Genomic DNA, 24,955 nt, shown 5'->3' on the forward strand with positions numbered 1-24,955 from the left:
AAAAAGCCCGGGCAGCAAAGGCCCGGGCCAGGAGTCAGCGAAAGCGGAATTAGCGGGTCAAATCGTCGAAGAACTTCTTCACACCGTCGAAGAAGCTTTTCGAACGCGGGCTGTTGTTTTCCCCGGTCGGGCCGCCGAAGCTTTCCTGCAGCTCTTTCAGCAGCTGCTTCTGCTTCTCGTTCAGCCCCACCGGCGTCTCCACCACCACCCGGCACAGCAGATCGCCCTGCGCGCCGCCGCGAACGGATTTCACGCCTTTGCCGCGCATGCGGAACAGTTTGCCGGTCTGGGTTTCGCCAGGAATCTTGAGATTGACACGGCCGTCGAGCGTCGGGACCTCAATCTCGCCGCCCAGCGCAGCCATGGTGAAGTTGATCGGCACTTCGCAGTACAGGTTGTTGCCTTCACGCTCAAAGATAGCGTGCTGCTTCACCTGGACCTGAACGTACAGATCGCCTGCCGGTGCGCCATGCTCGCCGGCTTCACCTTCACCCGCCAGACGGATCCGGTCTCCGGTATCCACGCCCGCCGGGATTTTAACCGACAGGGTTTTGGTCTTCTCAACGCGGCCGTGACCATGACATTTATTGCACGGATCTTTAATCAGCGTACCGCGTCCCTGACAGTGCGGACAGGTCTGCTGTACCGCAAAGAAGCCCTGACGCATCTGTACCTGGCCTGCGCCATGACAGGTCGGACAGGTTTGCGGTTTGCTGCCTGCTTTGGCGCCGCTGCCGTGGCAGACGTCGCACTCTTCCAGCGTCGGAATACGGATCTCTTTGGTGACGCCACGTACCGCTTCTTCCAGCGTCAGCTCCATGTTGTAACGGAGATCGGCGCCGCGCGCCGCGCGCTGCCGGCCACGTCCGCCGCCAAAGATATCGCCGAAAACATCGCCAAAGATATCGCTGAAGTCCGCACCGCCGCCAAAACCGCCGCCGCCGCCCATGCCGCCCTGCTCAAAGGCCGCGTGGCCGTACTGATCGTAGGCCGCACGCTTCTGGGCATCAGTCAGGATTTCATACGCTTCTTTGATTTCTTTAAATTTGGCTTCGGCCTCTTTATCACCCTGGTTGCGGTCCGGGTGATACTTCATGGCCAGGCGCTTATAAGCCTTTTTGATTTCACGCTCTTCCGCTGTTTTGGAGACGCCTAAAATCTCGTAGTAATCTTGCTTTGCCATCGGTGTTTTTCAGCCCCTTAACATGCGTGCACGGGCGGAGAGGAAACCTCTTCGCCCGTGCCAGTGTTTTACCCGTTCAAAGGGCGATTATTTTTTATCTTTCACTTCTTCGAACTCAGCGTCGACAACATCGTCGTCTTTCGCGTTGCTCGCCTGAGCGTCAGCGGAACCCGCCTGCTGCTGAGCATGCTGCTGCTGGGCAATTTCCATCAGCTTCTGGGAAGCCTGCGCCAGCGCCTGCATTTTCGCTTCGATGTCCGCTTTGTCTTCACCTTTCAGCGAAGTTTCCAGCGCGGTCAGCGCAGACTCGATGGCAGTTTTGTCGTCAGCCGGCAGTTTATCGCCTGCTTCTTCAACCTGCTTGCGAGTGCTGTGCAGCAGATGGTCGCCCTGGTTGCGGGTCTGTACCAGCTCTTCGAACTTACGGTCAGATTCGGCGTTAGCTTCCGCTTCGCGAACCATTTTCTGAATTTCTTCTTCGTTCAGACCGGAAGACGCTTTGATGGTGATCTTCTGCTCTTTACCGCTGTTTTTGTCTTTCGCGGAGACGTGCAGGATACCGTCAGCATCGATGTCAAAGGTCACTTCGATCTGCGGCATGCCGCGCGGCGCCGGGTTGATACCATCCAGGTTGAACTGACCCAGAGATTTGTTATCAGACGCGCGTTTACGCTCACCCTGCAGCACATGGATGGTGACCGCAGACTGGTTGTCTTCAGCGGTAGAGAACACCTGGCTATGCTTGGTCGGGATGGTGGTGTTTTTGCTGATCAGCGCAGTCATCACGCCGCCCATGGTTTCGATACCCAGCGACAGCGGGGTCACGTCGAGCAGCAGAACGTCTTTCACATCACCAGTCAGTACACCGCCCTGAACGGCAGCACCGATCGCCACGGCTTCATCCGGGTTAACGTCTTTACGCGGTTCTTTACCAAAGAACTCGGCCACTTTCTTCTGCACCATCGGCATACGAGTCTGACCACCAACGAGGATCACGTCGTTGATATCGGAAACGGACAGACCGGCATCCTGCAGGGCTACTTTCAGCGGCTCGATGGAACGGTTAACCAGGTCTTCTACCAGGCTTTCCAGTTTCGCGCGAGTCACTTTGATGTTCATGTGTTTCGGACCGGTCGCATCTGCAGTGATGTACGGCAGGTTAACGTCGGTCTGCTGAGCAGAAGACAGTTCAATCTTCGCTTTCTCAGCGGCTTCTTTCAGACGCTGCATCGCCAGCGGGTCGTTGCGCAGGTCAATGCCCTGATCTTTCTTAAATTCATCAACGAGGTAGTTGATCAGACGGGTATCGAAGTCTTCGCCGCCCAGGTGGGTGTCACCGTTGGTCGCCAGTACTTCGAAGGTTTTTTCGCCATCCACTTCGTCGATTTCGATAATAGAGATATCGAAAGTACCACCACCGAGGTCGTAAACCGCGATAGTACGGTTGCCCACTTCTTTATCCAGACCGTACGCCAGCGCGGCCGCGGTCGGTTCGTTGATGATACGTTTGACTTCCAGACCGGCGATACGGCCAGCATCTTTGGTGGCCTGACGCTGCGCATCGTTGAAGTAAGCCGGTACGGTGATAACCGCTTCAGTTACCGGTTCACCCAGGTAATCTTCAGCCGTTTTCTTCATTTTTTTCAGCACTTCAGCAGAGATCTGCGGCGGTGCCGTTTTGGTGCCTTTCACATCCAGCCATGCGTCGCCATTGTCTGCGGCAACAATTTTGTATGGCATGATAGAAACGTCACGCTGAACTTCTTCGTCCTGGAAGCGGCGGCCAATCAGGCGTTTAATCGCAAACAGGGTGTTTTGCGGGTTTGTCACTGCCTGACGTTTAGCCGGCTGACCAACCAGAGTTTCACCATCCTGGGTATAGGCAATGATAGAAGGCGTGGTGCGATCGCCTTCGGCGTTCTCCAGCACGCGTGCAGTAGTGCCATCCATAATCGCTACACAAGAGTTGGTAGTACCCAGGTCGATACCAATAATTTTACCCATCTAAACGTCTCCACTAAAAATTCGATCAACATGTGGTTGTGAACCTGTAATAAGGGCGAAACCTGCGGTTTCAACTGCCCAGACATCATTTTTTTTCAGGTTCTTCACTGCGGTTGACTACAAGATGGGGTCGCCCACTCCGGCATCAAGGGGCAAGTAGAAAAATTTTTTGCCGGGGACCAGCCGACGCCCTCGCCCCCTGTCGCCGATGGCTCAGCAAACGATGTTGCCGGGCGGCAAAAAAGATGGCGAAACATCCATATAAATAACGAATAAAATAACCAAATATATTCATAATATCATTGACATAAAACGCAATACTTGTGCGCTAAAAGCCCCGTTTTCGCAGTGATAAGATCCCCGCCCTCGCACTTTACTTATTCAGGGGACAGATTAATGAAATCACTATTCCGGCTTTCAGCGGGGCTTATCCTTAGCGTGTCAGTTATCACCTCGGCGGCCGCCAACGACCATAAGATCCTCGGCGTGATCGCCATGCCGCGCAATGAGACCAACGATCTGACGCTGAAGCTCCCCGTCTGCCGGGTGGTCAAACGTATTCAGCTCAGCGCCGAGCGCGGCGATATACAGCTCTCCGGAGCAACCGTCTACTTTAAGGCCAGCCACGGCGCCAGCCACACGCTGAACGTGCCCGCCGGGATCAAAGAGGGCAACACCACCGGCTGGATCACCCTCAACAGCGATAACGACAACAAGCGCTGTGTGAAAAAAATCGCCTTCTCCGGCCAGACGGTCAACTCCTCAGATATGGCCTCACTGAAAATTATCGGCGACGACTAACGTCGTCCCCTGCCCGAGAGAAAACGTTATGCGTATTAATTATCTGGATGATGACGATCTCGCCTTTCTGCCTGAGTGCAGCGAGGCGCATCTGGAAGCGTTTACCCGTATTCTGACCCACGGGGAAAATGGCAAACCCCGTCTCTCCAGTACGCTGCTGCGCAACGAAACCTTTCTGTCTATGGAGGGCCACCCGGAGCGCTATCGCCGCAACTGGCAGTTGATCGCCGGCGAGCTACAGCATTTCGGCGGCGACAGCATCGCCAATACGCTGCGCCGCCATGGCAAATTTTATCGCGCCATCCTGCTGGATGTGTGTAAGAGGCTGAAGGCAAAGGTCGATAAACAGATGACGACGCCGCAGATTGAGCAACAGTTGTTGACGCATTTTCTGCAGCACAGCTGGAATAAGCTGGATGCGGCACAAAAAACGCAGTTTCTCGCCGCGGTGGAGTGCCGGAGTCTTGAGCTGGAAAGCCTGCTGCCCCATCTGTTGAGACGCCGCAAGCTGAGTGAAGGCGTTGCCCTGCTACTGGATGAGCGGTTAACCGCCATCCTGCGCACGCACGCCGCCGTGAGCGTCATCGGTCATGGCCTGGTACGCGGCGCCGGGCTGGGGGGGCCGCTTGGCGCCGCGCTGAACAGCGTGAAAGCGGTGAGCGGCAGCGCTTATCGGGTCACCATCCCCGCGGTCCTGCAAATTGCCTGTTTACGACAAATGCTCCACTCGTCGTCGGGCGCAACTGAAATTGGTGAAAAATACCCCGCCAGATCATAGACAGCCTTTACGCGCCTCATTATTATGCCGCGCCCCGCCGCCAAGTCGCGGGGTAATGCTTCCCTTTTAATGATAATTTTGAGGAATTATGGGCAACACTAAGTTGGCTAATCCGGCACCGCTGGGCCTTATGGGCTTCGGCATGACCACTATTCTGCTTAACCTGGCGAATAGCGGCCTCTTCGCATTCGATGTAGCTATCCTGGCGATGGGCATTTTTTACGGTGGCATTGCGCAAATTTTTGCCGGCCTGCTGGAATACAAAAAAGGCAACACCTTTGGCTTGACCGCTTTTACCTCCTACGGCAGCTTCTGGCTGACGCTGGTTGCTATCCTTCTGATGCCGAAAATGGGCCTGGCTGATGCGCCGAACGCGCACTTCCTCGGCATGTATCTCGGCCTGTGGGGTATTTTTACGTTGTTCATGTTCTTCGGCACGCTGAAAGCCGCACGTATGCTGCAGTTCGTGTTCCTGAGCCTGACGGTGCTGTTCGCGCTGCTGGCGATTGGGCATCTGGTAGATAACGAAGGCATCGTGAAAGTAGCCGGCTGGATCGGCCTGATCTGCGGCGCCAGCGCCATTTACCTGGCGATGGGCGAAGTGCTGAACGAGCAGTTCGGCCGCACCGTGTTGCCGATCGGCGAACCGCGTTAATCTTCCGCCGCCGCCCTGTGACAGGGCGGCGGCTGGTCATCATCGGTAAACCCTGCTTAGCGCTGCAGCTCCCCTTCCGGCAACCTCGCCGCCGTCAGCCCCTGACGCAGCCAGATACCTAATCCCAAGCCCATCAGCGACAAGGCCAGAACATACCAGGCCGGGGCCATCGGCGACACCCCCATCAGCATCGTGACGGCAATCGGCGTCAGGCCGCCAAAAATCGCGTACGACAGATTGTAGGAAAAGGAAATGCCGGTGAAGCGCACTTCCGCCGGGAAGGCCCGCACCATGACATAAGGCACCGCCCCCACCACGCCCACGCAGAGTCCCACCGTACCGTACAGCAGAAACAGCCGCTGCGGGCTGGCGCCGGACAGGTGATAAAATGCCCAGCTGGCAACCGCCAGCAGCAGGCTGCCGACGATAAAGGTGCGGCTGGCGCCGAAGCGGTCCGCCGCCAGCCCGGCGAGCAGACAGCCGATGCACAACATAATCGTGGCAATGCTGTTGGCCTGCAGGGTCATCGCCGGGGCGAAGCCATAGTGTTTCTGCAGCCAGACCGGCGACATCAGGATCACCACCACCACGCCTGCCGACAGCAGCCAGGTCAGCAGCATAGAGACCGCCACCGCCTTCTGGTGCTTGAGGACGACCGCCTTTACCGGCAGTTCCTGCGCCAGCGCTTTGCGCTGCTGCATCTCAAGAAAAATCGGCGTCTCCTGCAGCCAGCGGCGCAGATACATCGCCACCAGGCCAAATACGCCCCCCAGCAGGAAGGGGATCCGCCAGCCGCCGTCGTGGATCCCCTGCAGCGTCAGGCTGGTGTTGATAAGCGTCGCCACCACCGATCCCAGCAGGATGCCTACGGTCAGGCCGGCCGTCAGCGTGCCGCAGGCGATACCAATGCGTTTTTCCGGAACATGCTCGGCGACAAACACCCAGGCGCCAGGTACCTCGCCGCCGATCGCCGCCCCCTGCAGAATACGCATCAGCAGCAACAGCAGCGGCGCGACGATGCCCACCGAGCTGTAGGTCGGCAGCAGACCAATCGCCAGGGTCGGCACCGCCATCAGCAGAATGCTGAGGGTAAACATTTTTTTACGCCCTACCAGATCGCCAAAGTGGGCCATGATGATCCCCCCCAGCGGACGCGCCAGGTAACCGGCGGCGAAAATGCCAAAGGTCTGTACCTGGCGCAGCCATTCCGGAATATCCGCGGGGAAGAAGAGCTCGCCGACGACGGCGGCGAAGAAAACGAAGATGATAAAGTCATAAAACTCCAGCGCGCCGCCAAGGGCGGCCAGCGTTAGCGTTTTATAATCCTGGCGGTTGAGCGGTCGGTTTGCATATGACATAACGCGATTTCATCCTGAGGTGTGCAGCGTATTTTATAGTGTGTAAAGTAAACAGCACTATATCGTAAATAAAACGGCACACCATCAGCGATGCAGGTTATGTCACAAATGCATCAAATTCAGGATAAAGTTTCGCGTCTGGCGCTTTTTGGACGAAATGCTTCTACCACACGGCCATCGGTTTCCACATAAGGCCCCTCCAGCAACTGTACACAATAAGGTACACTTGCGAAAATACCGTGCACCAGCACGTTGCCGTCAGCATCTTTCACCCCTTCCAGGGTCTCCTGAATCGCTTTCGGTTGTCCGGGTAGATTGAGGATCAGCGCCTGCTTGCGGATCACCCCGACCTGCCGGGAAAGGATCGCCGTCGGCACAAAGTGTAGGCTAACCTGGCGCATTTGCTCGCCGAAGCCCGGCATCTCGCGATCGGCAATCGCCAGCGTGGCGTCGGGCGTCACATCGCGACGCGCAGGGCCGGTTCCGCCGGTGGTCAGCACCAGGTGGCACCCCATCTCGTCAACCAGTTCGCACAGCGTTTGCTCAATAATGACCTGCTCATCCGGAATCAGGCGAGTCTGCAGTTCAAAAGGGGTAGTGAGGGCACGCGCCAGCCACTCTTCCAGTGCCGGGATGCCTTTGTCCTGATAGACGCCGCTGGAGGCGCGATCGGAAATGGAAACTAAGCCGATTCGTAAGGTATTCATGGTTATTCCGTTCAAACTGTAGCGTTAAACGAAATGATACACTGCTGCTGGCGGGACAGACAGTGTAATGTGGCCGACGGGCGTCGGCCACTTGCGGGATTACAGCAGTTCGCCGATCATTTTTTCCAGTTTTTCCTGGTCGATCGCAAACTTACGGATACCTTCCGCCAGTTTGTCTACCGCCATCGGATCCTGGTTATGCTGCCACAGGAACTCAGATTCGGTAATACGCTCCGGACGCGCTTTCACTTCACCGGTATACACCAGTTTACGCTCAACGGCGCCTTCGCTCTCGGACAGCTCTTTCAGCAGCGCCGGGGCGATGGTCAGGCGGTCACAGCCAGCCAGTTCGAGAATTTCACCAACGTTACGGAAGCTGGCGCCCATCACTACGGTTTCATAACCGTGCTGCTTGTAGTACTCGTAGATTTCGCTGACGGAAACCACGCCCGGATCTTCTGCCGGCGCGTACTCTTTCTTATCGGTGTTGGCTTTGTACCAGTCGAGGATACGACCAACGAACGGCGAAATCAGGAAGACGCCCGCTTCGGCGCAAGCACGAGCCTGAGCGAAGGAGAACAGCAGGGTCAGGTTGCAGTTGATGCCTTCTTTTTCCAGCTGCTCAGCGGCGCGAATGCCCTGCCAGGTGGAAGCCAGCTTGATCAGAATACGATCGTTGCTGATGCCCGCGTCGTTATACAGCTTGATGATGCGCTTAGCTTTGGCGATAGACGCTTCGGTGTCGTAGGAGAGACGTGCATCCACTTCGGTGGAGATACGGCCCGGGATCAGTTTCAGAATTTCGAGACCGATGTTCACCGCCAGCTTGTCGGAAGCATCAAGGATTTGCTGTGCGCGATCGCTGCTCTGGCTACGAGCCCAGGCCACAGCGTCGTCAATCAGCTTACGGTACTCAGGGATCTGAGCCGCGCCGAGGATCAGGGAAGGGTTGGTGGTGGCATCCTGAGGCTGATACAGCTTCATTGCCGCAATATCTCCGGTGTCAGCGACGACAGTGGTGTACTGACGCAGAGAAGTTAATTTATCCGTCATGATATATTTCTCTTAAACAGCAGTTAAGGGGATGTAACCGGTCTGCCCAGATGATAACACGCTGCCGGGTCAGCGCAACCGCCGACGAGAGAAGAGCGCAGAGTGTGATAAACTATGCAGATTAATTTGCTGAAAGCGCAAGGATTGTCACTTAATTGGTAACGCTTACACTGGCGTTCCGGCATGGACAAGAGGATGTTTAATGCCTGATTTTCTCTCATTTATCAATGAAATACTCTGGGGCTCAGTGATGATTTATCTGCTACTGGGTGCAGGGATCTGGTTTAGCTGGCAAACCCGGGGTATTCAGTTCCGTTACGTGCGCAAATTTAGCCGCAGTCTGAAAAAAAGCCTGCACCCGCAGCCGGGCGGTTTAACCTCTTTTCAGGCGTTATGTACCAGTCTTGCCGCCCGGGTTGGCAGCGGTAATCTTGCCGGCGTCACGCTGGCCATTGCCGCCGGCGGACCAGGAGCGGTATTCTGGATGTGGGTCTCCGCCCTGCTCGGCATGGCCAGCAGCTTCGCCGAATGTTCCCTTGCCCAGTTGTATAAAGAACGCGATAGCCGCGGCCAGTTCCGCGGCGGCCCGGCCTGGTATATGGCGCGCGGGCTCGGCATGCGCTGGATGGGCGTGCTGTTTTCGATCCTCCTGCTGCTGGCCTATGGCTTTATCTTCAATACCGTGCAGGCCAACTCCGTGGCTCATGCCCTGCGCTATGCGTTCGATCTGCCGGCGGCGGTCAGCGGCGGCGTGCTGGCCGTTGTCGTTCTGCTGGCCATCCTCCGCGGTTTACGCGGCGTGGCGCGCCTGATGCAGTGGATAGTGCCCATCATGGCGCTGCTATGGATCGCCACCAGCCTGCTTATCGGCCTGTGGCATATCACCGCCCTGCCGACGATTTTCGCCACCATCTTTCGCTGCGCCTTCGGCTGGCAGGAAGCCGCCGCCGGCGCGGTGGGCTACACCATCAGCCAGGCGCTGACCAGCGGCTTTCAGCGCGGCATGTTCTCCAATGAAGCAGGGATGGGCTCTTCGCCTAACGCCGCCGCAGCCGCCGCCTCATGGCCGCCGCACCCGGCGGCGCAGGGTATCGTGCAGATGATAGGCGTGTTTATCGATACCATCGTGATCTGTACCGCCAGCGCGATTATCGTCATGCTGGCGCCGCGGCCCGACAATGAATATACGCTCAATGGTATTCAGGACTTGCAACACGCGATGAGCGTGCTGGTCGGCGGCTGGGGAGCGGATTTTATCGCCCTCATCGTGCTGCTGTTCGCTTTTAGCTCTATCGTGGCCAACTACGTGTATGCGGAAAATAATCTGATCTTTCTGCATCTGGATAAGCCGCGTTATATCTGGGGTCTGCGAATACTCACCGTCCTGATGGTGCTGTTGGGGACCCTGGTTAGCCTGCCGGTCGTCTGGCAGAGCGCGGATATCATTATGGCGCTGATGGCGATGACCAACCTGACGGCCATCCTGCTGCTCTCCCCGACGGTGCGAATTATCGCCAGTGATTATCTGCGTCAGCGCCAGCTGGGCATCCAGCCCACTTTTGATGCATCGCGCTATCCCGAGATTCACCAGCAGCTGGCCCCGGGCGCGTGGAATGAACTGCCGCGCGAATAACGCGGCAATCGCAGCTATCGATCCCACCATGCACTTTTTTTGTTAAAATTCGTCGAAATTACCTGCAAGGACTGGATATGCTGATTCTGATTTCACCTGCTAAAACGCTCGATTATCAAAGCCCGCTGGCAACGACTCGCTATACCCAGCCCGAACTCCTCGAGTATTCTCAAGAGCTTATCAGCATCGCCCGTCAGCTGACCGCGCCGCAAATCGGCAAGCTGATGAGCATCAGCGACAAGCTGGCGGATCTGAACGCCACCCGTTTCCACGACTGGCACCCTGACTTTACGCCGCAAAATGCCCGCCAGGCGATCCTCGCCTTTAAGGGCGATGTCTACACCGGCCTGCAGGCAGAGACGCTCACTGAGGACGACTTTGACTTCGCCCAGCGACACCTGCGCATGCTCTCCGGCCTGTATGGCGTGCTGCGCCCGCTGGACCTGATGCAGCCCTACCGCCTGGAGATGGGGATCCGTCTGGAAAACCCGCGCGGTAAAGATCTGTACCAGTTCTGGGGCGATACCATTACCGAGAAGCTGAATCAGGCGCTGCAGGCTCAGGGCGACGATATCGTCATCAACCTGGCTTCCGATGAGTATTTTAAATCGGTGAAAACGCAAAAATTGCAGGGCCAGCTGATCAAGCCGGTCTTCCTCGATGAGAAGAACGGCAAATTCAAAGTGATCAGCTTCTATGCCAAGAAAGCCCGTGGCCTGATGAGCCGCTACATTATTGAAAATCGCTTAACCCAGCCGGAGCAGCTGAAATCCTTTAATAGCGAAGGCTATTTCTTTGATGCGGAGGCTTCGGAGAAAGGCGAACTGGTGTTTAAACGCCACGAGCAGTAAGTAAGCGTCCCCCTGCGGTGTTCGACGCGACAGGGGGACGGTAAGGATTTAGCCCATCATCAGCTTACGCAGCGCGGCGAAATCCGCCGGCAGGTTGTGAGACAGCAGCGGCAGGTCGGCGCGGTCGGCCAGCTCTTTCGGCAGCGGCAGGGTCTCCTGCAGGATCTCCTCCACGCTCTCTTTGAACTTCGCCGGATGGGCGGTGCCGAGGAACAGACCGTACTCTCCCGGCTGCAGCTGATCGCGCAGCGCGCGCCAGGCAATCGCCGCGTGCGGCTCAGAGATGTAGCCGATGGCCTTCAGCTCGCGCATTGCCGCTTTGGTGGTCTCATCATCGACCGCGGCATAGCCCAGCTCGCTGAGACGCCAGATTTTACGGCGGAACAGCTCTTCGACACGCGGCCAGTTGTTCGGCTGGCTGACGTCCATGGCGTTGGACAGCGTCGCCTGGGTGGCTTTTGGCGCCCACTCGCCGCCCTGCAGATAGCGCGGAACAGTGTCGTTGGCGTTGGTGGCAGCGATAAAGCGTTTGATCGGCAGACCCAGCGACTTCGCCAGCAGACCGGCGGTCAGATCGCCGAAGTTGCCGCTCGGCACAGAAATCACCAGCTGATTGCGGGCTTCCTGCGGCAGCTGCGCCGCCGCTTCGAAGTAGTAGCAGATCTGCGCCAGCAGGCGGCTGATGTTAATGGAGTTAGCCGAGTTCAGCCCCAGCGTCGCCTTCAGTTCTTCATCGTCAAACGCCTGCTTCACCAGCGCCTGGCAGGCGTCGAAGTCGCCGTCAATCGCCACGGTTTCGATGTTGCCGCCGAGAGTACAGAACAGCTTCTCCTGCAGCGGGCTGATCTTGCCGCGCGGATAGAGGATCACCACCTTAACGTTCGGCAGACCATAGAAAGCATGCGCCACCGCCGCACCAGTATCGCCAGAGGTCGCCGTGAGGATGGTGACCGGCTTGTCGCCCGCAATGTGGGTCAGCATCTGCGCCATAAAGCGGCCGCCGAAATCCTTGAACGCCAGCGTGGGGCCATGGAACAGTTCCAGACAGCCGACATCCTCCTGAACCTTGCTCACCGGCGCCGGAAACGCAAACGCCGCGCGGACCCGCTGCTGCAGGACATCCTGCGGGATCTCATCGCCGATAAAGGCGGATAAAATTTTGGCGCTGCGGGTGACAAAGTCCTGCGCCAGCATATCGTCGATTTCAGTCAGGCTGAATTCCGGCAGATCGTGCGGAAAGAACAGGCCCTGATGCTTGCCAAGTCCCTGGGTAACGGCCTGCGCAAAGCTGACCTGCTCATTGTGATCTTTTAAGTTATACAGTTTCATTGGTTATCCCACTACGCGTGCGCCCGCCGTATCCAGCCGGCAAATATGAACAAAGCCTTCCTGATTCTGTAGATAGTGCGCGCCAAGCCAGTCGGCGACGCGCTGTGCGGTGTCCGGCTTATCGCACAACGCGAATAGCGTTGGGCCAGAGCCGGAGATGCCGCAAGCCTGGGCGCCCATCTCCATGGCCGTCTGACGCGCTTCGCTAAAGCCCGACAGCAGTTTGGTTCGGTACGGTTCGGCAATCACATCTTTCATCAATTTTGCCGCCAGCTGCGGCTGGCGGGTGTAGCAGGCATGAATAAAGCCCGCGAGGTGGCGACCATGGGCGATACAATCCTGACGGCGGTACTGCGCCGGCAGAATCGCCCGCGCTTCGGCGGTGGAGACTTTAATCCCCGGATAGGCCAGCACCCACAGCCACTCATCAAACCCGGGCACCTGCTGGCTGATAATCCCATTCTCTTCGATCATCAACTGCATGCCGCCAAGATAGCACGGCGCCACGTTGTCGTAGTGAATGCTGCCGGAGATACGCCCTTCCATCTCCCCCATCAGCGCCAGCATGCGCGTCTCGTTCAGCGGCTTACCGCAAAACTCGTTCATCGCCACCAGCGCGGCGACCACCGAGCAGGCGCTGGAACCCAGCCCGGAACCAATCGGCATGTTTTTTTCCAGCGTCATCGCCACCGGCACCGTCTTACCGATCTCCCGACAAAAGCTTTCCCAGCACTGGTAAACAATGTTCTCCTGCGGCGCCGTCGGCAGTTTGCTGGCGAAGCGTCCCAGATTCTGCAGGCTAAATTGCTCCGCCGCTTCGACAGTGACATTGTCGCCAAGCAGCGTGCCATCGACCGGCGTGACCGCCGCGCCCAACACATCAAACCCGACGCTCATATTGGCACTGGAAGCCGGGGCATATACTTTGACCATCTTAAACTCCTAACTTCCAGGAAAGGGTGCGCAGCAGGTCGGCGAATACGCCGGCCGCCGTGACGTCGTTCCCGGCACCATAGCCGCGCAGCACCAGCGGCAATGGCTGATAATAGTGGCTGTAAAAGGCCAGCGCGTTCTCGCCATTTTTGACTTTGTACAGCGGATCGTTGCCGTCAACGGCGGCAATTTTCACCCGGCAGGTACCATCCTCTTCGATGTTACCGACATAGCGCAAGACTTTACCTTCATCGCGCGCCTTAGCGATCCGCGAAGCGAACTCATCATCCAGCGACGGCAGGCGGGCCATAAAGGTCTCGACATCACCGCTGGCGTCGAAGTCCGCCGGCAGCGCCGACTCGACGATAATGTCCGACAGCTCCAGTTCACGCCCGGTCTCACGGGCCAGAATCAGCAGCTTACGCGCGACGTCCACCCCGGATAAATCGTCGCGCGGATCCGGCTCGGTATACCCCATCTCACGGGCCATTGCCGTCGCCGCCGAGAAACTCACGCCCTCATCCAGCTTGCCGAAGATAAACGACAGGGAGCCGGAAAGGATCCCGGAGAAATGGCGCAGTTCATCGCCGGCGTTGAGCAGGTTCTGCAGGTTCTCAATCACCGGCAGGCCAGCGCCAACGTTCGTGTCATAGAGGAACTTGCGGCGCGAGCTGCTCGCCGCGTGGCGCAGCTGATGATAGTAATCCAGTGAAGAGGTATTGGCCTTTTTATTCGGCGTGACCACATGGAAACCTTCGCGCAGGAAGTCGGCGTACTGATCGGCGACCGCCTGGCTGGAGGTACAGTCGACGATCACCGGATTCAGCAGGTGGTACTCTTTTACCAGGCGGATCAGGCGGCCAAGATTAAAGGGTTCTTTCGCCTCCGCCAGCGCTTCACTCCAGTTTTCCAGATTCAGACCATGCACGCTGGTCAGCAGCGCCTGAGAGTTGGCCACGCCGCAAACGCGCAGATCGATATGTTTGCTCTTCAGCCAACCCTGCTGGCGTTTGATCTGCTCCAGCAGCGCGCCGCCGACGCCGCCGACGCCGATGACGAACACTTCGATCACCTGGTCGGTGTTGAACAGCATCTGATGGGTCACGCGCACGCCGGTGGTAGCGTCGTCATTGCTGACCACCACCGAAATGGAGCGTTCGGAAGAACCCTGAGCAATCGCCACGATATTGATATTGGCGCGGGCCAGCGCGGCAAAAAATTTCGCCGAGATACCGCGCAGGGTGCGCATCCCATCGCCCACCACCGAGATAATAGCCAGACGCTCCATAATGGCCAGCGGCTCCAGCAGTCCCTCTTTCAGCTCGAGGTAAAACTCATCTTCCATCGCCCGTTTGGCTCGCGCGCAGTCGCTCTGCGGCACGCAGAAACTGATGCTGTACTCGGAGGAGGATTGGGTGATCAGCACTACCGAGATGCCGGCGCGGGACATGGTGGCGAAGACGCGGGCGGCCATGCCGACCATGCCTTTCATCCCCGGCCCGGAAACGTTGAACATCGCCATGTTGTTGAGGTTAGAGATGCCTTTAACCGGCAGATCGTCCTCGTCGCGGCTGGCGCCGATGAGCGTTCCCGGCGCCTGCGGGTTGCCAGTATTTTTAATCAGACATGGGATTTGGAATTGGGCGATAGGGGCGATGGTGCGCGGGTGCAGCACTTTCGCGCCAAAATAGGAGAGCTCCATCGCCTCCTGATAAGACATCGATTTCAGCAGACGCGCATCCGGCACCTGGCGCGGGTCGCAAGTGTACACTCCGTCGACATCGGTCCAGATTTCGCAGCAATCGGCGCGCAGGCAGGCGGCCAGCACCGCAGCCGAATAGTCGGAGCCGTTGCGCCCCAGCACCACCAGCTCCCCCTTCTCATTGCCAGCGGTAAACCCAGCCATCAGGATCATATGGTCTGCCGGGATCTGGCTGGCGGCGATGCGGCGGGTGGATTCGGCGATATCGACCGTGGACTCCATGTAGTGACCAACGGCAAGCAGTTTTTCCACCGGGTTAATGACACTGACTTTATGACCACGGGCTTCCAGCAGACCCGCCATGATGGCGATGGAGAGCTTTTCGCCTCGGCAGATCAGCGCGGCATTGACGCTATCCGGGCACTGACCCAGCAGGCTAATACCGTGCAGGACATGCTTAATCTGAGCAAACTCCTGCTCAACAAAGGCTTTCAACTGGGCGAGCGGGAAAGCGGGCTGGGCGTCGGCAAGGCCCTGAAGAAGTTCGGCAAAAATGCGTTCAGCGTCGGCAATATTGGGGAGGGCATCCTGGCCGCCAATGGTCTTTTCAATCATCGCTACCAGATGGTTAGTGATCTTCGCCGGGGCAGACAGGACGGTCGCTACCTGCCCCTGCCTAGCATTACTCTCCAGAATATCGGCAACCCGCAGAAACCGTTCCGCATTTGCCACTGATGTACCGCCGAACTTCAACACTCGCATGGTTCTTACCCCTTGATCTCTTGTCAAAAAAAAAGCCCGCACTGTTCAGGTGCGGGCTTTTTTCTGTGTTTCCTGTACGCGTCAGCCCGCACCGTTACCTGTGGTAATGGTGGTGGTGATAATGGTGGTAATCATGCCGATGCGATTCATGGATGTTGTGTACTCTGTATTTTTATCTGTCTGTGTGTCCTGCCTATATTGGTTAAAGTATCTGCCGTCTTAAGTCAATGAATTTCTCAATTAACCCCATTTCAGCCGGCTTACGTATTGCGCCACCTCGACAAGAAAAAACACCCAGATTGGCGGAACACCTCCCGCAAAAACAGTACATGCAACCATAAATAAAAAATATGACAGAACTTTATTCTGGTAGGTTTTTTTCAATATCATGCAGCAAACGATGCAACATTGCCGTGTCTCGCTGCTGCAGCAGCCCCAATCGTTGCGACAGCCAGTCGGCCAGTTTGGCATCGTCCTCCACGCCCAGACGCGAAAGCAAGGCCATGGTGCGGAGGCGCAACGCCTGCAGCTGATGATGGTCTGCCGCGGCAGCGGCGGGAGCCGATTGTTGCATAAGCGATGCTAATTGATAGCAGTAAACCATCACCGACTGACCGAGGTTCAGCGACGGATAATCCGCGACCATCGGCACGCCGGTCAGCACATCGGCCAGGGCCAGCTCCTCATTGGTCAATCCGGCGTCTTCACGGCCAAATACCAGCGCGGTATGGGTCATCCAGTTCGCCTTCTCCTCCAGCAGCGGCAACAACTGCTGCGGCGTGGCGTAATAGTGAAACCGCGCGCGACTGCGGGCGGTGGTGGCGACGGTAAAATCGACGTCGTGCAGCGCCTCAGCAAGGGTGGAATAGGTGGTGATGCCATCGAGGATGTCGCCTGAGCCGTGCGCCACCCAGCGTGCCGCCGGCGCCAGATGGGCTTCACTGTCCACGATCCGCAGATCGCGAAATCCCATGGTTTTCATCGCCCTGGCGGCGGCACCGACATTCTCGGCCCGGGCAGGACCGACCAAAATAATCGTTAAACGCATTGCGGTTTCATTCTCTCTCTCAGGCGTTGTCTGAGGCGCGGAGCCCCCCATTTTACGCGGTGAAAATTTACAAATTTGCAACAAAAATCACTAAAATTGCGTTTTCTTACCCATAAAAAAATCTAAACTGTTCTCAGGAGGCCATGACAAGGAGTATGTTAACAGAACCCATTTATCCATATGATGGGCAATGAAATTTCATCTGACGCATCGTTCCAGACATTGGATTCACTGTATTTATTAATTTATCCACGCAACTAGTTGAGCCGGGTAAAGATTGTGACTATAAAGAGCATGGCGATGCAATGATTTCACAAGACTGTTAACGTGCTACAATTGAACTTGATATATGTCAACGAAGCGTAGTTTTATTGGGTGTTCGGCCTCTCTTAGCCTGTTATGTTGCTGTTAAAATGGTTAGGATGTCAGCCGTTTTTGACACCGTCGGGTCCAGAGGGAAAGTACCCACGACCAAGCTAATGATGTTGTTGACGTTGATGGAAAGTGCATCAAGAACGCAATTACGTACTTTAGTCATGTTACGCCGCGCATGTTAATTTGCGACATGCACCAGGCAGGTCAGGGACTTTGGTACTTCCTGTTTCGATTTAGTTGGCAATTTAGGTAGCAAACATGCAGACCCCGCACATTCTTATCGTTGAAGACGAGTTGGTAACACGCAACACGTTAAAAAGTATTTTCGAAGCAGAAGGTTACGATGTATTCGAAGCGACCGATGGCGCGGAAATGCATCAGATCCTGTCTGAAAATGATATCAACCTGGTGATCATGGATATCAACCTGCCGGGTAAAAATGGTCTTCTGCTGGCGCGCGAGCTGCGCGAGCAGGCCGACGTCGCGCTGATGTTCTTAACCGGCCGCGACAACGAAGTGGATAAGATCCTTGGCCTCGAAATCGGCGCTGACGACTATATCACTAAACCGTTTAACCCGCGTGAACTGACTATCCGCGCGCGCAACCTGCTCTCCCGTACCATGAACCTCGGTACCGTGAGCGAAGAGCGTCGCAGCGTGGAAAGCTACAAGTTCAACGGCTGGGAACTCGATATCAACAGCCGTTCCCTGGTTAGCCCGAACGGCGAACAGTACAAGCTGCCGCGCAGTGAATTCCGCGCGATGCTGCACTTCTGCGAAAACCCGGGCAAAATTCAGTCTCGTGCCGAGCTGCTGAAGAAAATGACCGGTCGCGAGCTGAAGCCGCATGACCGTACCGTTGACGTGACCATTCGTCGGATTCGTAAACACTTCGAATCCACTCCGGATACTCCGGAAATCATCGCTACCATCCACGGTGAAGGTTACCGTTTCTGTGGCGATCTGCAGGAATAATGCGAGTTATTCCGCAGCTATGATGTGAAAACGGCGCCCCGAGGGCGCCGTTTTTTTATGCCGTCACTCTTTCCACAGGCGCAGTTTGTCGTCATCGGCAGACGGCGGCGCACTGCCTTTCGGTAACGATAACGCATACCAGTCCACTCGCCGGGTCAAAAACATCAGAATGCTCAGCGCCAGCGCCAGCACACCGGTCCCCAACAGCAGCGCGCTGTCCTCGGAGTGCAGCAGAAACCACATCACCCCATCCAGCAGCAGCAGCGCGGCGACAAACAGCAGGCTGTTGCGCCATCCCCTGAGCACCGCTTGGAGGTAGATCCCATTCATCACCGCGCCGCACAGACTGGCGGCCAGCCAGGCGGCGGTAAAGCCAATGTGCTCCGAAAGCGCCAGCAGCACCAGGTAAAACAGCACCAGCGATAAGCCCACCAGCAAATATTGCATCGGATGCAGGGGTCGATGGGTCAGGCTCTCGAAAGCGAAAAAGGCCATAAACGTCAGCCCGATTAACAGGATGGCATATTTTGTCGCCCGATCGGTTAGCTGGTACTGGTCGGCAAGCGACATGACATCGGCACTGAACGCCGGTAAGCGCGACCACGGGATCTCCATATCATCCTTGAAATAGCTGCCCATATCATTGGCGAACCAGCTGCTTTGCCAGTGGGCGCGATAGCCGGCAGCATTCACTTCGCGTTTCGTTGGCACGAAGCTGCCGAGAAAGCCGGGATGCGGCCAGTTACTGGTCAGCTGCAGCTCGCTGTTGCGCCCGAGCGGCGCCAGTGAAAATGCGCCCGTCCCGTTCAGATCGAGCGAAAAAGCAATCTCAAGCGGCTTGTTGTCCTCCGCCAGCGCAGGCATCCGCATATGGATGCCCGCCCCATCGCCGCTGATCCCCAGCCCTGGTTCCACGCTTAATACGCTGCCGTTAACCTTCGGGGCGTGGATGGCGCCAATGCCGCGGGCATCGCCGACGCTCACCACCAGCCGCGGCAGGCCCAGGGTGATATGCGTTTTTCGCAGCGACGCCAGACGCAGCGGATCGAAGGTGGCCTTAATCTGCAGGGCGTTATGCCATACCTGCCCGCTGTAGATGCCCACCCTTCTCGACTCCACGGTCTGTTTGCCGGTGACCGCCAGCGACTCCGGCAGCCAGTAGTACACCCAGCTACGCTGATAGGCGACCTCTTTTTGGTTTTCCCTGCGGGTCAGCGTCTCGGTTACCGGAATAGCGATCAGCGGCCCGGCGAGTTTTTGCGAACCGCTGGTGCTCTGCTCAATGGCGTCCACTACCTCGCTGCGATAATCAGCCCGCTCATTGATGAGCTCCCTGACCATCATTAAAGGTAGAGATAACAGCACAATACAGCCTATTAGCGTGGTGATTTTCCAGAATAACGGTGATTTCAACATAGCTTTCTCCCTATCGTGATGGCCTCACCATAGGGCGGCTGTGTGGGGAGAATTTGAAGCTATGTGAAGGGACGGTGAAGTCTCAGCGTAGCGACCACGCCGCCTTCGGGCCGATTGCGCAGACGGATATCGCCATGATGCAGGCGCGCCACTTCACGAACGAAGGCCAGCCCAAGGCCGCTGCTCTTGTGGCCGTCTTCACGCGGTAGCGAGTAGAACCGCTCAAAGATCCGCGTCAGGGCATAGTCCGGAATACCGCATCCGTTATCCGTTACGCTCAGTTGCACCTCTGCATTTCGTTTCTCTACCCCCAGGGCGATCTCGCCGCCCTGGGGGGTAAAATCAATCGCGTTGTCGAGCAGATTACCCAGCGCCTGGGCCAGCAGTTCGCCATCGCCATTGACCAGCATCCCACTCGCCTGCCAGCGCAGAGTAATGGCTTTCGCCGCCAGGGCGATGTCGCGCTCCTCCGCCAGGCGTTGGTATAGCGCATCTATCGACACCGGCTGTAGCTTTATCTCCAGCCGGCTTTCCAGTCGCGCCTGCTGGAGTAACCGCTCCACCAGCAGCTGCATGCGGGTGTTCTGCGCAAGGATATTCTCAGTAAACCGCGCCGCCACCGCAGGCGGCGGCCCTTCGCGCAGAATCTCCGCCGCACCGCGAATAGCCGCCAGCGGACTTTTCAGCTCGTGCGTCAGGTCATAGACATAGTTTTCGATGGCGTTTTTGCCTTCGAGCTTCACCCGCATGCTCTCCAGCGCCTGGGCCAGCTTACGCAGTTCGCTGCTGCCGACCTCCGGCAACGGCAGCGGGCGGTCAGCGGTCACGGAGTCCGCATAGCGCACCAGCTTACCGATAGAGAAATTGATCCACCAGACGACGCCGCAGCCGATCAACAGCGCAATGCCCAGCAGGGCGCCGCCGGCCCAGAGGATCCGCCGCTCGCTGCGCTTAATGACCGGCGTCATCGCCAGGTTGGGTTTACCGACGCTCAGCACGCCGATAATCCGCCCCTTATCCATCACCGGCGCGGCGATATACATCACCGAGCTGGCTTCATCATGCGGATCGCTGCGCGAACTGCGCGCGCCATACTGCCCGCGCAGGGTGAGCCAGACGTCGTTCCAGCGTGAATAGTCCTGCCCTGTCGCCTCTCCACTGGAGTCAAACACGACCTTGCCCCGGGCATCGGTCAGATAGACGCGGTACTCATTACGCACCTTTTTAATTCCGCCAATGTTGGCGTTTAGCCGCTGCTGGTTGAGCTGTTGAAAGGCCTGCGCCAGCCTGCCCTGCTGCGGGTTTGCCACCAGCAGGTCCTCACGCGCCAGCGCCGCCAGCAGGGTGGCGGTATCGTTGAGGGTCCCCTCCGTCGCCCGGCGCACGCCCGGCTTCACTTCCTGGACAAAGATCGACAGTACAAACCACGCGGCGATCGCGACGATAAGGAAATAGCCCAGCAGCAGGCGCATGCCGATGCGCATCAGCTGCGCCCCAGGCTGTAGCCCATCCCGCGATGGGTATTGATTGGCGACAAATCAGGATTCACGGCCCGCAGTTTAGCGCGCAGGGTTTTGATGTGGGTGTCGACGGTGCGGTCGAGGCTTTCCCAGGCATCGCTCCATACCCGCTCCATCAGCTGCTGACGGGAGAAAACGCGACCGGGCGCGTGAAGCAAAGTTTTCAACAGCAGAAATTCATAGCGCGTCAGGTTCAGGGGCTGGCCGAACCAGCTTATCGACGCCGCCTGCTCGTCAAGCACAAACTCGCCGACGCGAACTACCGACGAAGGCGCGGCAAATTTTTGCAGCCGTCGCAGCACGCTGCGCACCCGCGCGCAAACTTCGCGCGGCGAAAACGGCTTGGCGATGTAATCGTCAGCGCCGATTTCCAGCCCCAGCAGCTTATCGACCTCATCGCTCCGCGCCGTGAGAAACAGCACCGGTAGCGCCGGATAACGTGTCAGCAGGCGCCGACAGAGCTCGAAGCCGCTGATATCCGGCAAGCCAACGTCGAGGATGGCGACATCGGGCGCCTGATGCGCCGCCGCCTCCAGCGCGGGCAACCCGCGGTCGAAGACGGTGACCTGGAAGCCCTCCTGCTGGAGCATATAAACCAGGGTATCGGCGATACTCTGTTCATCCTCAACTAACCAAATCCATGGCTGCTGCATGCGCGCTCCCGTTTATTTATTCCAGGGCATAATCGGCACGGCGCTGATGGCGTTCTTCGGCGAACCATCAACTACTTTATCCGAATAGGTCAGGTAGACCAGCGCATTGCGCTTCGCATCATAGAAGCGAACGACCTGTAGCTTTTTAAATACTAACGAGGTGCGCTTCTGGAACACCACGTCGCCCTGGCTTTTGCCATTTTTGATTTTGTCCGTCAGCTCAATCGGCCCGACCTGCTGGCAGGAGATGGCCGCGTCGGAGGTATCCTCCGCCAGCCCCAGGCCGCCTTTGATCCCGCCGGTTTTCGCCCGGCTGATGTAGCAGGTCACGTTCTGTACATCCGGATCGTCAAAGGCTTCGACGACAATTTTGTGATCCGGTCCTAACCATTTGAAGACCGTATCCACGGAACCAATCTGCTCCGCCTGAGCAATCTGACAGCCGGCCAGCAACAGCAGGCCCATCGCAAACTTCTTGTATTTCATATTGTTACCATTATTAAAAAATATAGCTAAGTGATTATCACGGACTTAGCAGAAAAGGTTTATAGATCACAGCTTTACAAAATTATCGTTCAGATCCACTGACCTACCGCATTTAAAAGCAAAAAAAACACTGAATGCTAAAACATCAAAAAATGCTATTATCCGCTACTTTAATATCAGGCACCTGTGTTTAAGGATGGGGACATTTTATGGATCAAGCAGGGATTATTCGCGATCTCCTTAGCTGGCTGGAAGGTCACCTGGATCAGCCGCTTTCTCTGGACAATGTGGCGGCGAAGGCAGGTTATTCCAAGTGGCATCTGCAGCGAATGTTTAAGGATGTCACCGGCCACGCTATCGGTGCCTATATTCGCGCGCGCCGGTTGTCGAAATCAGCTGTCGCATTACGCCTTACCGCCCGTCCAATCCTTGATATTGCGCTGCAGTACCGTTTCGACTCCCAGCAGACCTTCACCCGGGCGTTCAAGAAGCAATTCTCGCTGACGCCGGCTCTCTACCGCCGCTCGCCGGACTGGAGCTCGTTCGGTATGCGTCCGCCGCTACGTCTTGGCGAGTTTACCCTGCCGAAACATGAATTTGTCGCCCTACCCACGACTCAACTGCTCGGTGTGACTCAGAGCTATACCTGTAAGCTGGAGGAAATATCCGACTTCCGCAACCAGATGCGGGTCCAGTTCTGGCGAGATTTCCTCGGCAACTCGCCGTCGATCCCCCCGGTGCTCTACGGGCTGCATGAACCGCGTCCGAGCCTGGAGAAAGACGATGAGCAGGAAGTGTTCTATACCACCGCGCTGACGCCGGAGATGGCTAACGGCCACCTGCAGAACGCCCATCCGGTGACGCTGGAGGGCGGCGAGTATGTCATGTTTACGTATGAAGGGCTGGGTACCGGCCTGCAGGAATTCATCCTGACGGTCTACGGCACCTGCATGCCGATGCTGAACCTGACGCGTCGCAAGGGGCTGGATATTGAACGCTTCTATCCTGAAGATGAAAGCCGGGATCAGGCCACGCCGATTCAGTTGCGCTGCGAGTATCTGATCCCGATCCGCCGTTAACGCTGCAGCTCGTCCATCGCGGGGGCGTCAAGATGCGAGACGTCGCCCGCCGTTTCCACCACCCAGCCGGAAGCCAGCCACGGGCTTTGCTGATAATCGACGCGCGAGATCGAGCAGTTGCGCAGGCGCAGACGACGCTCTGCGTATGCCGGCAGCCCTAAAATCGTACTCACCAGGCAGCCCAGCGCGATACCATGACTCACCAGCAGCGGTCGACTACCGGCCGGTAATTCCAGACAGGCGGCCAGCGCCGCATGCATACGTTCGCTAAGCTCCTGCATCGATTCGCCCTGCGGAATGCGACCATCCGGCGTGCCGTTGACCAACTGGCGGCGCCAGCCCTCTTCTTCTTCGCTGAGCGAGTCAATATGGCGCTTCTCCAGCACTCCCATATCCAGCTCGCGCAGGCGCGCATCAGCGATCACGCTGCAGCCGCAGGCTTCGGCAATAATCTCTGCTGTGCGACGGGTTCGTCCCAGATCGCTGGTAATGATATGGGTGATCCCCAGCGTTCTGGCGCGCTCGCCAACCTGCCAGGCCTGGCGCTCACCGTGTGCGGTCAGCGGGCTGTCGGACTGACCCTGAATACGTCGCTCGGCGTTCCACTGCGTTTCACCGTGGCGAACAAGGTATACCTGTAACATGCTTTTTTTCCGTTCTGAACTCGTTATCGACCGCTTGCGGGCATTACCGACTGCCCTGGGGGTGATTTAGAGTATACTGCGATGACGTTAGTTTATTCTGAGTTGTTTTGATTATGCACCATGTTGTCTCAGCGACCACTAATCCCGCCAAAATTCAGGCAATTCTGCAGGCTTTTGACGAGATTTTCGGCGAAGGATCCTGCCACATTGAGTCCGTCTCCGTCGAGAGCGGCGTGCCGGAACAGCCATTCGGCAGCGAGGAAACGCGCGCTGGCGCACGAAATCGCGTCGCCAATGCGCGCCTCGCCCAGCCCCATGCCGATTTCTGGGTCGCCATCGAAGCCGGAATTGACGATGGCAGTACCTTTAGCTGGGTGGTCATCGAAAGCGCCAGCCAGCGCGGAGAAGCGCGCTCAGCCACGCTGCCGTTGCCTGACGTTATTCTTGAGCAGGTTCGCGCTGGCGAAGCCCTCGGGCCGGTCATGTCGCAGTATACCGGCATCGATCAGATTGGTCGTAAAGAGGGAGCGATTGGGGTTTTCACCAACGGCAAATTAACCCGCAGCAGCGTTTACCATCAGGCGGTCGTGCTGGCGTTAAGCCCGTTCCACAACGCTATTTATCGCTAGCCAGCAGCGTCTGCTCCAGCCACTGGCGCAGCTCAACCGGCGCCGACTTCAGGCTGTTGGACCCGCGGGTAATGGTCGCAATGCCGGCACCGAGCTCATTTTTCAGCTCGCGCTGGCTCATCTCACCGCGCAGCAGCTCTTCGATAATGCGCACCCGAGTCCCCAGCGCTTCACGCTCATCAGGGGTCAGCATGAGCTGCAGCAACGGTAGATGCAGATCCTGCGCATAGGCCTGCTGTAGCAGCGCCACAAAGCGCAGCCACTCCTGATGACGTTGTTCGGCAACGGCCGCGGAATAGGGAGATTGTTGGGTCATATCGCGCCACCATATTGAGACGGGCAGCTTACGCTGCCCGTCGAATGTACTCATCAACGAGTACA

At 57.3% G+C, this 24,955-nt stretch carries 25 protein-coding genes and 1 other annotated feature; of the genes, 8 read left to right on the forward strand and 17 right to left on the reverse strand.

Annotation, left to right across the window (positions count from 1 at the left end; all coding sequences use genetic code 11):
- Window positions 1-49: 49 nt before the first annotated feature.
- Together dnaJ and dnaK are read right to left on the reverse strand one after the other, a co-directional pair.
- On the reverse strand, window positions 50-1,183 hold the full coding sequence (gene dnaJ, locus KHQ24_RS10755) for a molecular chaperone DnaJ (RefSeq protein ID WP_002887955.1): 1,134 nt from the start codon (window positions 1,181-1,183) through the stop codon (window positions 50-52).
- An 87-nt stretch (window positions 1,184-1,270) separates the two neighbouring features.
- Entirely contained in the window at window positions 1,271-3,187 is a 1,917-nt protein-coding gene (dnaK, locus tag KHQ24_RS10760; protein WP_004204234.1) for a molecular chaperone DnaK, read from the reverse strand.
- Window positions 3,188-3,583: 396 nt separating this feature from the next.
- Here dnaK and KHQ24_RS10765 point away from each other — a divergent pair, with 396 nt between their 5' ends.
- From KHQ24_RS10765 to satP, 3 genes are all read left to right on the forward strand, one after another.
- On the forward strand, window positions 3,584-3,988 hold the full coding sequence (locus KHQ24_RS10765) for a DUF2541 family protein (protein ID WP_009309180.1): 405 nt from the start codon (window positions 3,584-3,586) through the stop codon (window positions 3,986-3,988).
- 28 nt (window positions 3,989-4,016) lie between these two features.
- Window positions 4,017-4,766 (forward strand): acidic protein MsyB, encoded by a 750-nt coding sequence (gene msyB, locus KHQ24_RS10770; protein WP_048979796.1) that lies wholly within the window; start codon window positions 4,017-4,019, stop codon window positions 4,764-4,766.
- An 88-nt stretch (window positions 4,767-4,854) separates the two neighbouring features.
- A complete protein-coding gene (satP, locus tag KHQ24_RS10775) occupies window positions 4,855-5,421 on the forward strand; it encodes an acetate uptake transporter (protein WP_004204231.1) in 567 nt (188 codons plus the stop codon).
- 56 nt (window positions 5,422-5,477) lie between these two features.
- On the opposite strand, the gene KHQ24_RS10780 is transcribed toward satP, so the two are convergent.
- The 3 genes from KHQ24_RS10780 to tal all read right to left on the reverse strand — a co-directional run bounded on the left by KHQ24_RS10780 (window position 5,478) and on the right by tal (window position 8,539).
- Window positions 5,478-6,779 (reverse strand): MFS transporter, encoded by a 1,302-nt coding sequence (locus tag KHQ24_RS10780; protein ID WP_009309178.1) that lies wholly within the window; start codon window positions 6,777-6,779, stop codon window positions 5,478-5,480.
- A 119-nt stretch (window positions 6,780-6,898) separates the two neighbouring features.
- A complete protein-coding gene (gene mog / locus KHQ24_RS10785; RefSeq protein WP_004204229.1) occupies window positions 6,899-7,486 on the reverse strand; it encodes a molybdopterin adenylyltransferase in 588 nt (195 codons plus the stop codon).
- A gap of 99 nt (window positions 7,487-7,585) precedes the next feature.
- Complete coding sequence (gene tal, locus KHQ24_RS10790; RefSeq protein ID WP_004204228.1) at window positions 7,586-8,539, reverse strand: transaldolase; 954 nt, start codon at window positions 8,537-8,539, stop codon at window positions 7,586-7,588.
- Window positions 8,540-8,741: 202 nt separating this feature from the next.
- Between tal and KHQ24_RS10795 the strand changes: the two genes are divergently transcribed.
- Together KHQ24_RS10795 and yaaA are read left to right on the forward strand one after the other, a co-directional pair.
- Entirely contained in the window at window positions 8,742-10,172 is a 1,431-nt protein-coding gene (locus tag KHQ24_RS10795) for an alanine/glycine:cation symporter family protein (protein ID WP_004204227.1), read from the forward strand.
- 77 nt (window positions 10,173-10,249) lie between these two features.
- A complete protein-coding gene (gene yaaA / locus KHQ24_RS10800) occupies window positions 10,250-11,023 on the forward strand; it encodes a peroxide stress protein YaaA (protein WP_009309177.1) in 774 nt (257 codons plus the stop codon).
- A 48-nt stretch (window positions 11,024-11,071) separates the two neighbouring features.
- Here yaaA and thrC read toward each other — a convergent pair whose 3' ends face one another.
- From thrC to yjjY, 6 genes are all read right to left on the reverse strand, one after another.
- Entirely contained in the window at window positions 11,072-12,352 is a 1,281-nt protein-coding gene (gene thrC, locus KHQ24_RS10805) for a threonine synthase (RefSeq protein WP_002887863.1), read from the reverse strand.
- A 3-nt stretch (window positions 12,353-12,355) separates the two neighbouring features.
- Entirely contained in the window at window positions 12,356-13,285 is a 930-nt protein-coding gene (thrB, locus tag KHQ24_RS10810; RefSeq protein WP_186926287.1) for a homoserine kinase, read from the reverse strand.
- A 1-nt stretch (window position 13,286) separates the two neighbouring features.
- Window positions 13,287-15,749: a bifunctional aspartate kinase/homoserine dehydrogenase I gene (gene thrA / locus KHQ24_RS10815; protein ID WP_009309175.1), complete on the reverse strand. Its 2,463-nt coding sequence runs from the start codon at window positions 15,747-15,749 to the stop codon at window positions 13,287-13,289.
- A gap of 25 nt (window positions 15,750-15,774) precedes the next feature.
- Window positions 15,775-15,892, reverse strand: a sequence feature (Thr leader region).
- A complete protein-coding gene (thrL, locus tag KHQ24_RS10820) occupies window positions 15,831-15,899 on the reverse strand; it encodes a thr operon leader peptide (RefSeq protein WP_004222578.1) in 69 nt (22 codons plus the stop codon). It overlaps the preceding feature by 62 nt.
- Before the next feature lie 211 nt (window positions 15,900-16,110).
- Entirely contained in the window at window positions 16,111-16,797 is a 687-nt protein-coding gene (locus KHQ24_RS10825) for a tRNA/rRNA methyltransferase (RefSeq protein WP_004204223.1), read from the reverse strand.
- 397 nt (window positions 16,798-17,194) lie between these two features.
- Window positions 17,195-17,335 (reverse strand): protein YjjY, encoded by a 141-nt coding sequence (gene yjjY / locus KHQ24_RS10830; RefSeq protein WP_004146984.1) that lies wholly within the window; start codon window positions 17,333-17,335, stop codon window positions 17,195-17,197.
- 95 nt (window positions 17,336-17,430) lie between these two features.
- Between yjjY and arcA the strand changes: the two genes are divergently transcribed.
- Complete coding sequence (gene arcA, locus KHQ24_RS10835) at window positions 17,431-18,147, forward strand: two-component system response regulator ArcA (protein ID WP_002887843.1); 717 nt, start codon at window positions 17,431-17,433, stop codon at window positions 18,145-18,147.
- Between the two features lie 63 nt (window positions 18,148-18,210).
- Here the strand turns inward: arcA and creD are convergent, their stop codons facing one another.
- The 4 genes from creD to creA are packed head-to-tail and all read right to left on the reverse strand — an operon-like array spanning window position 18,211 to window position 22,222.
- The gene (creD, locus tag KHQ24_RS10840) at window positions 18,211-19,563 is read right to left on the reverse strand and encodes a cell envelope integrity protein CreD (RefSeq protein WP_211777271.1); all 1,353 of its coding nucleotides are present in this window, start codon (window positions 19,561-19,563) and stop codon (window positions 18,211-18,213) included.
- 59 nt (window positions 19,564-19,622) lie between these two features.
- Window positions 19,623-21,047 (reverse strand): two-component system sensor histidine kinase CreC, encoded by a 1,425-nt coding sequence (gene creC / locus KHQ24_RS10845; protein ID WP_009309172.1) that lies wholly within the window; start codon window positions 21,045-21,047, stop codon window positions 19,623-19,625.
- Window positions 21,047-21,736 (reverse strand): two-component system response regulator CreB, encoded by a 690-nt coding sequence (creB, locus tag KHQ24_RS10850; protein WP_135730093.1) that lies wholly within the window; start codon window positions 21,734-21,736, stop codon window positions 21,047-21,049. Before creB ends, creC begins: the two co-directional genes overlap by 1 nt.
- Window positions 21,737-21,748: 12 nt before the next feature.
- Window positions 21,749-22,222, reverse strand: a complete 474-nt coding sequence (gene creA, locus KHQ24_RS10855; protein WP_004204218.1) for a protein CreA — start codon at window positions 22,220-22,222, stop codon at window positions 21,749-21,751.
- A 209-nt stretch (window positions 22,223-22,431) separates the two neighbouring features.
- On the opposite strand from creA, the gene robA reads away from it, so the two are divergent.
- Window positions 22,432-23,301 (forward strand): MDR efflux pump AcrAB transcriptional activator RobA, encoded by an 870-nt coding sequence (gene robA, locus KHQ24_RS10860; protein WP_004204217.1) that lies wholly within the window; start codon window positions 22,432-22,434, stop codon window positions 23,299-23,301.
- On the opposite strand, the gene gpmB is transcribed toward robA, so the two are convergent.
- Window positions 23,298-23,945 (reverse strand): 2,3-diphosphoglycerate-dependent phosphoglycerate mutase GpmB, encoded by a 648-nt coding sequence (gpmB, locus tag KHQ24_RS10865; RefSeq protein WP_004204216.1) that lies wholly within the window; start codon window positions 23,943-23,945, stop codon window positions 23,298-23,300. The genes robA and gpmB overlap by 4 nt on opposite strands.
- 113 nt (window positions 23,946-24,058) lie before the next feature.
- Here gpmB and yjjX point away from each other — a divergent pair, with 113 nt between their 5' ends.
- Window positions 24,059-24,574: an inosine/xanthosine triphosphatase gene (gene yjjX, locus KHQ24_RS10870; protein WP_064178541.1), complete on the forward strand. Its 516-nt coding sequence runs from the start codon at window positions 24,059-24,061 to the stop codon at window positions 24,572-24,574.
- Here yjjX and trpR read toward each other — a convergent pair.
- Window positions 24,561-24,890 carry a trp operon repressor gene (gene trpR, locus KHQ24_RS10875; RefSeq protein WP_004204213.1) on the reverse strand — a complete coding sequence of 110 codons (330 nt, stop codon included), beginning with the start codon at window positions 24,888-24,890 and terminating at the stop codon, window positions 24,561-24,563. The genes yjjX and trpR overlap by 14 nt on opposite strands.
- Window positions 24,891-24,955 lie beyond the last annotated feature (65 nt).

Origin of the sequence: Klebsiella sp. 54 (assembly GCF_018223875.1) — a bacterium.
GTDB classification, from domain to species: Bacteria; Pseudomonadota; Gammaproteobacteria; order Enterobacterales; family Enterobacteriaceae; genus Klebsiella; species Klebsiella quasipneumoniae.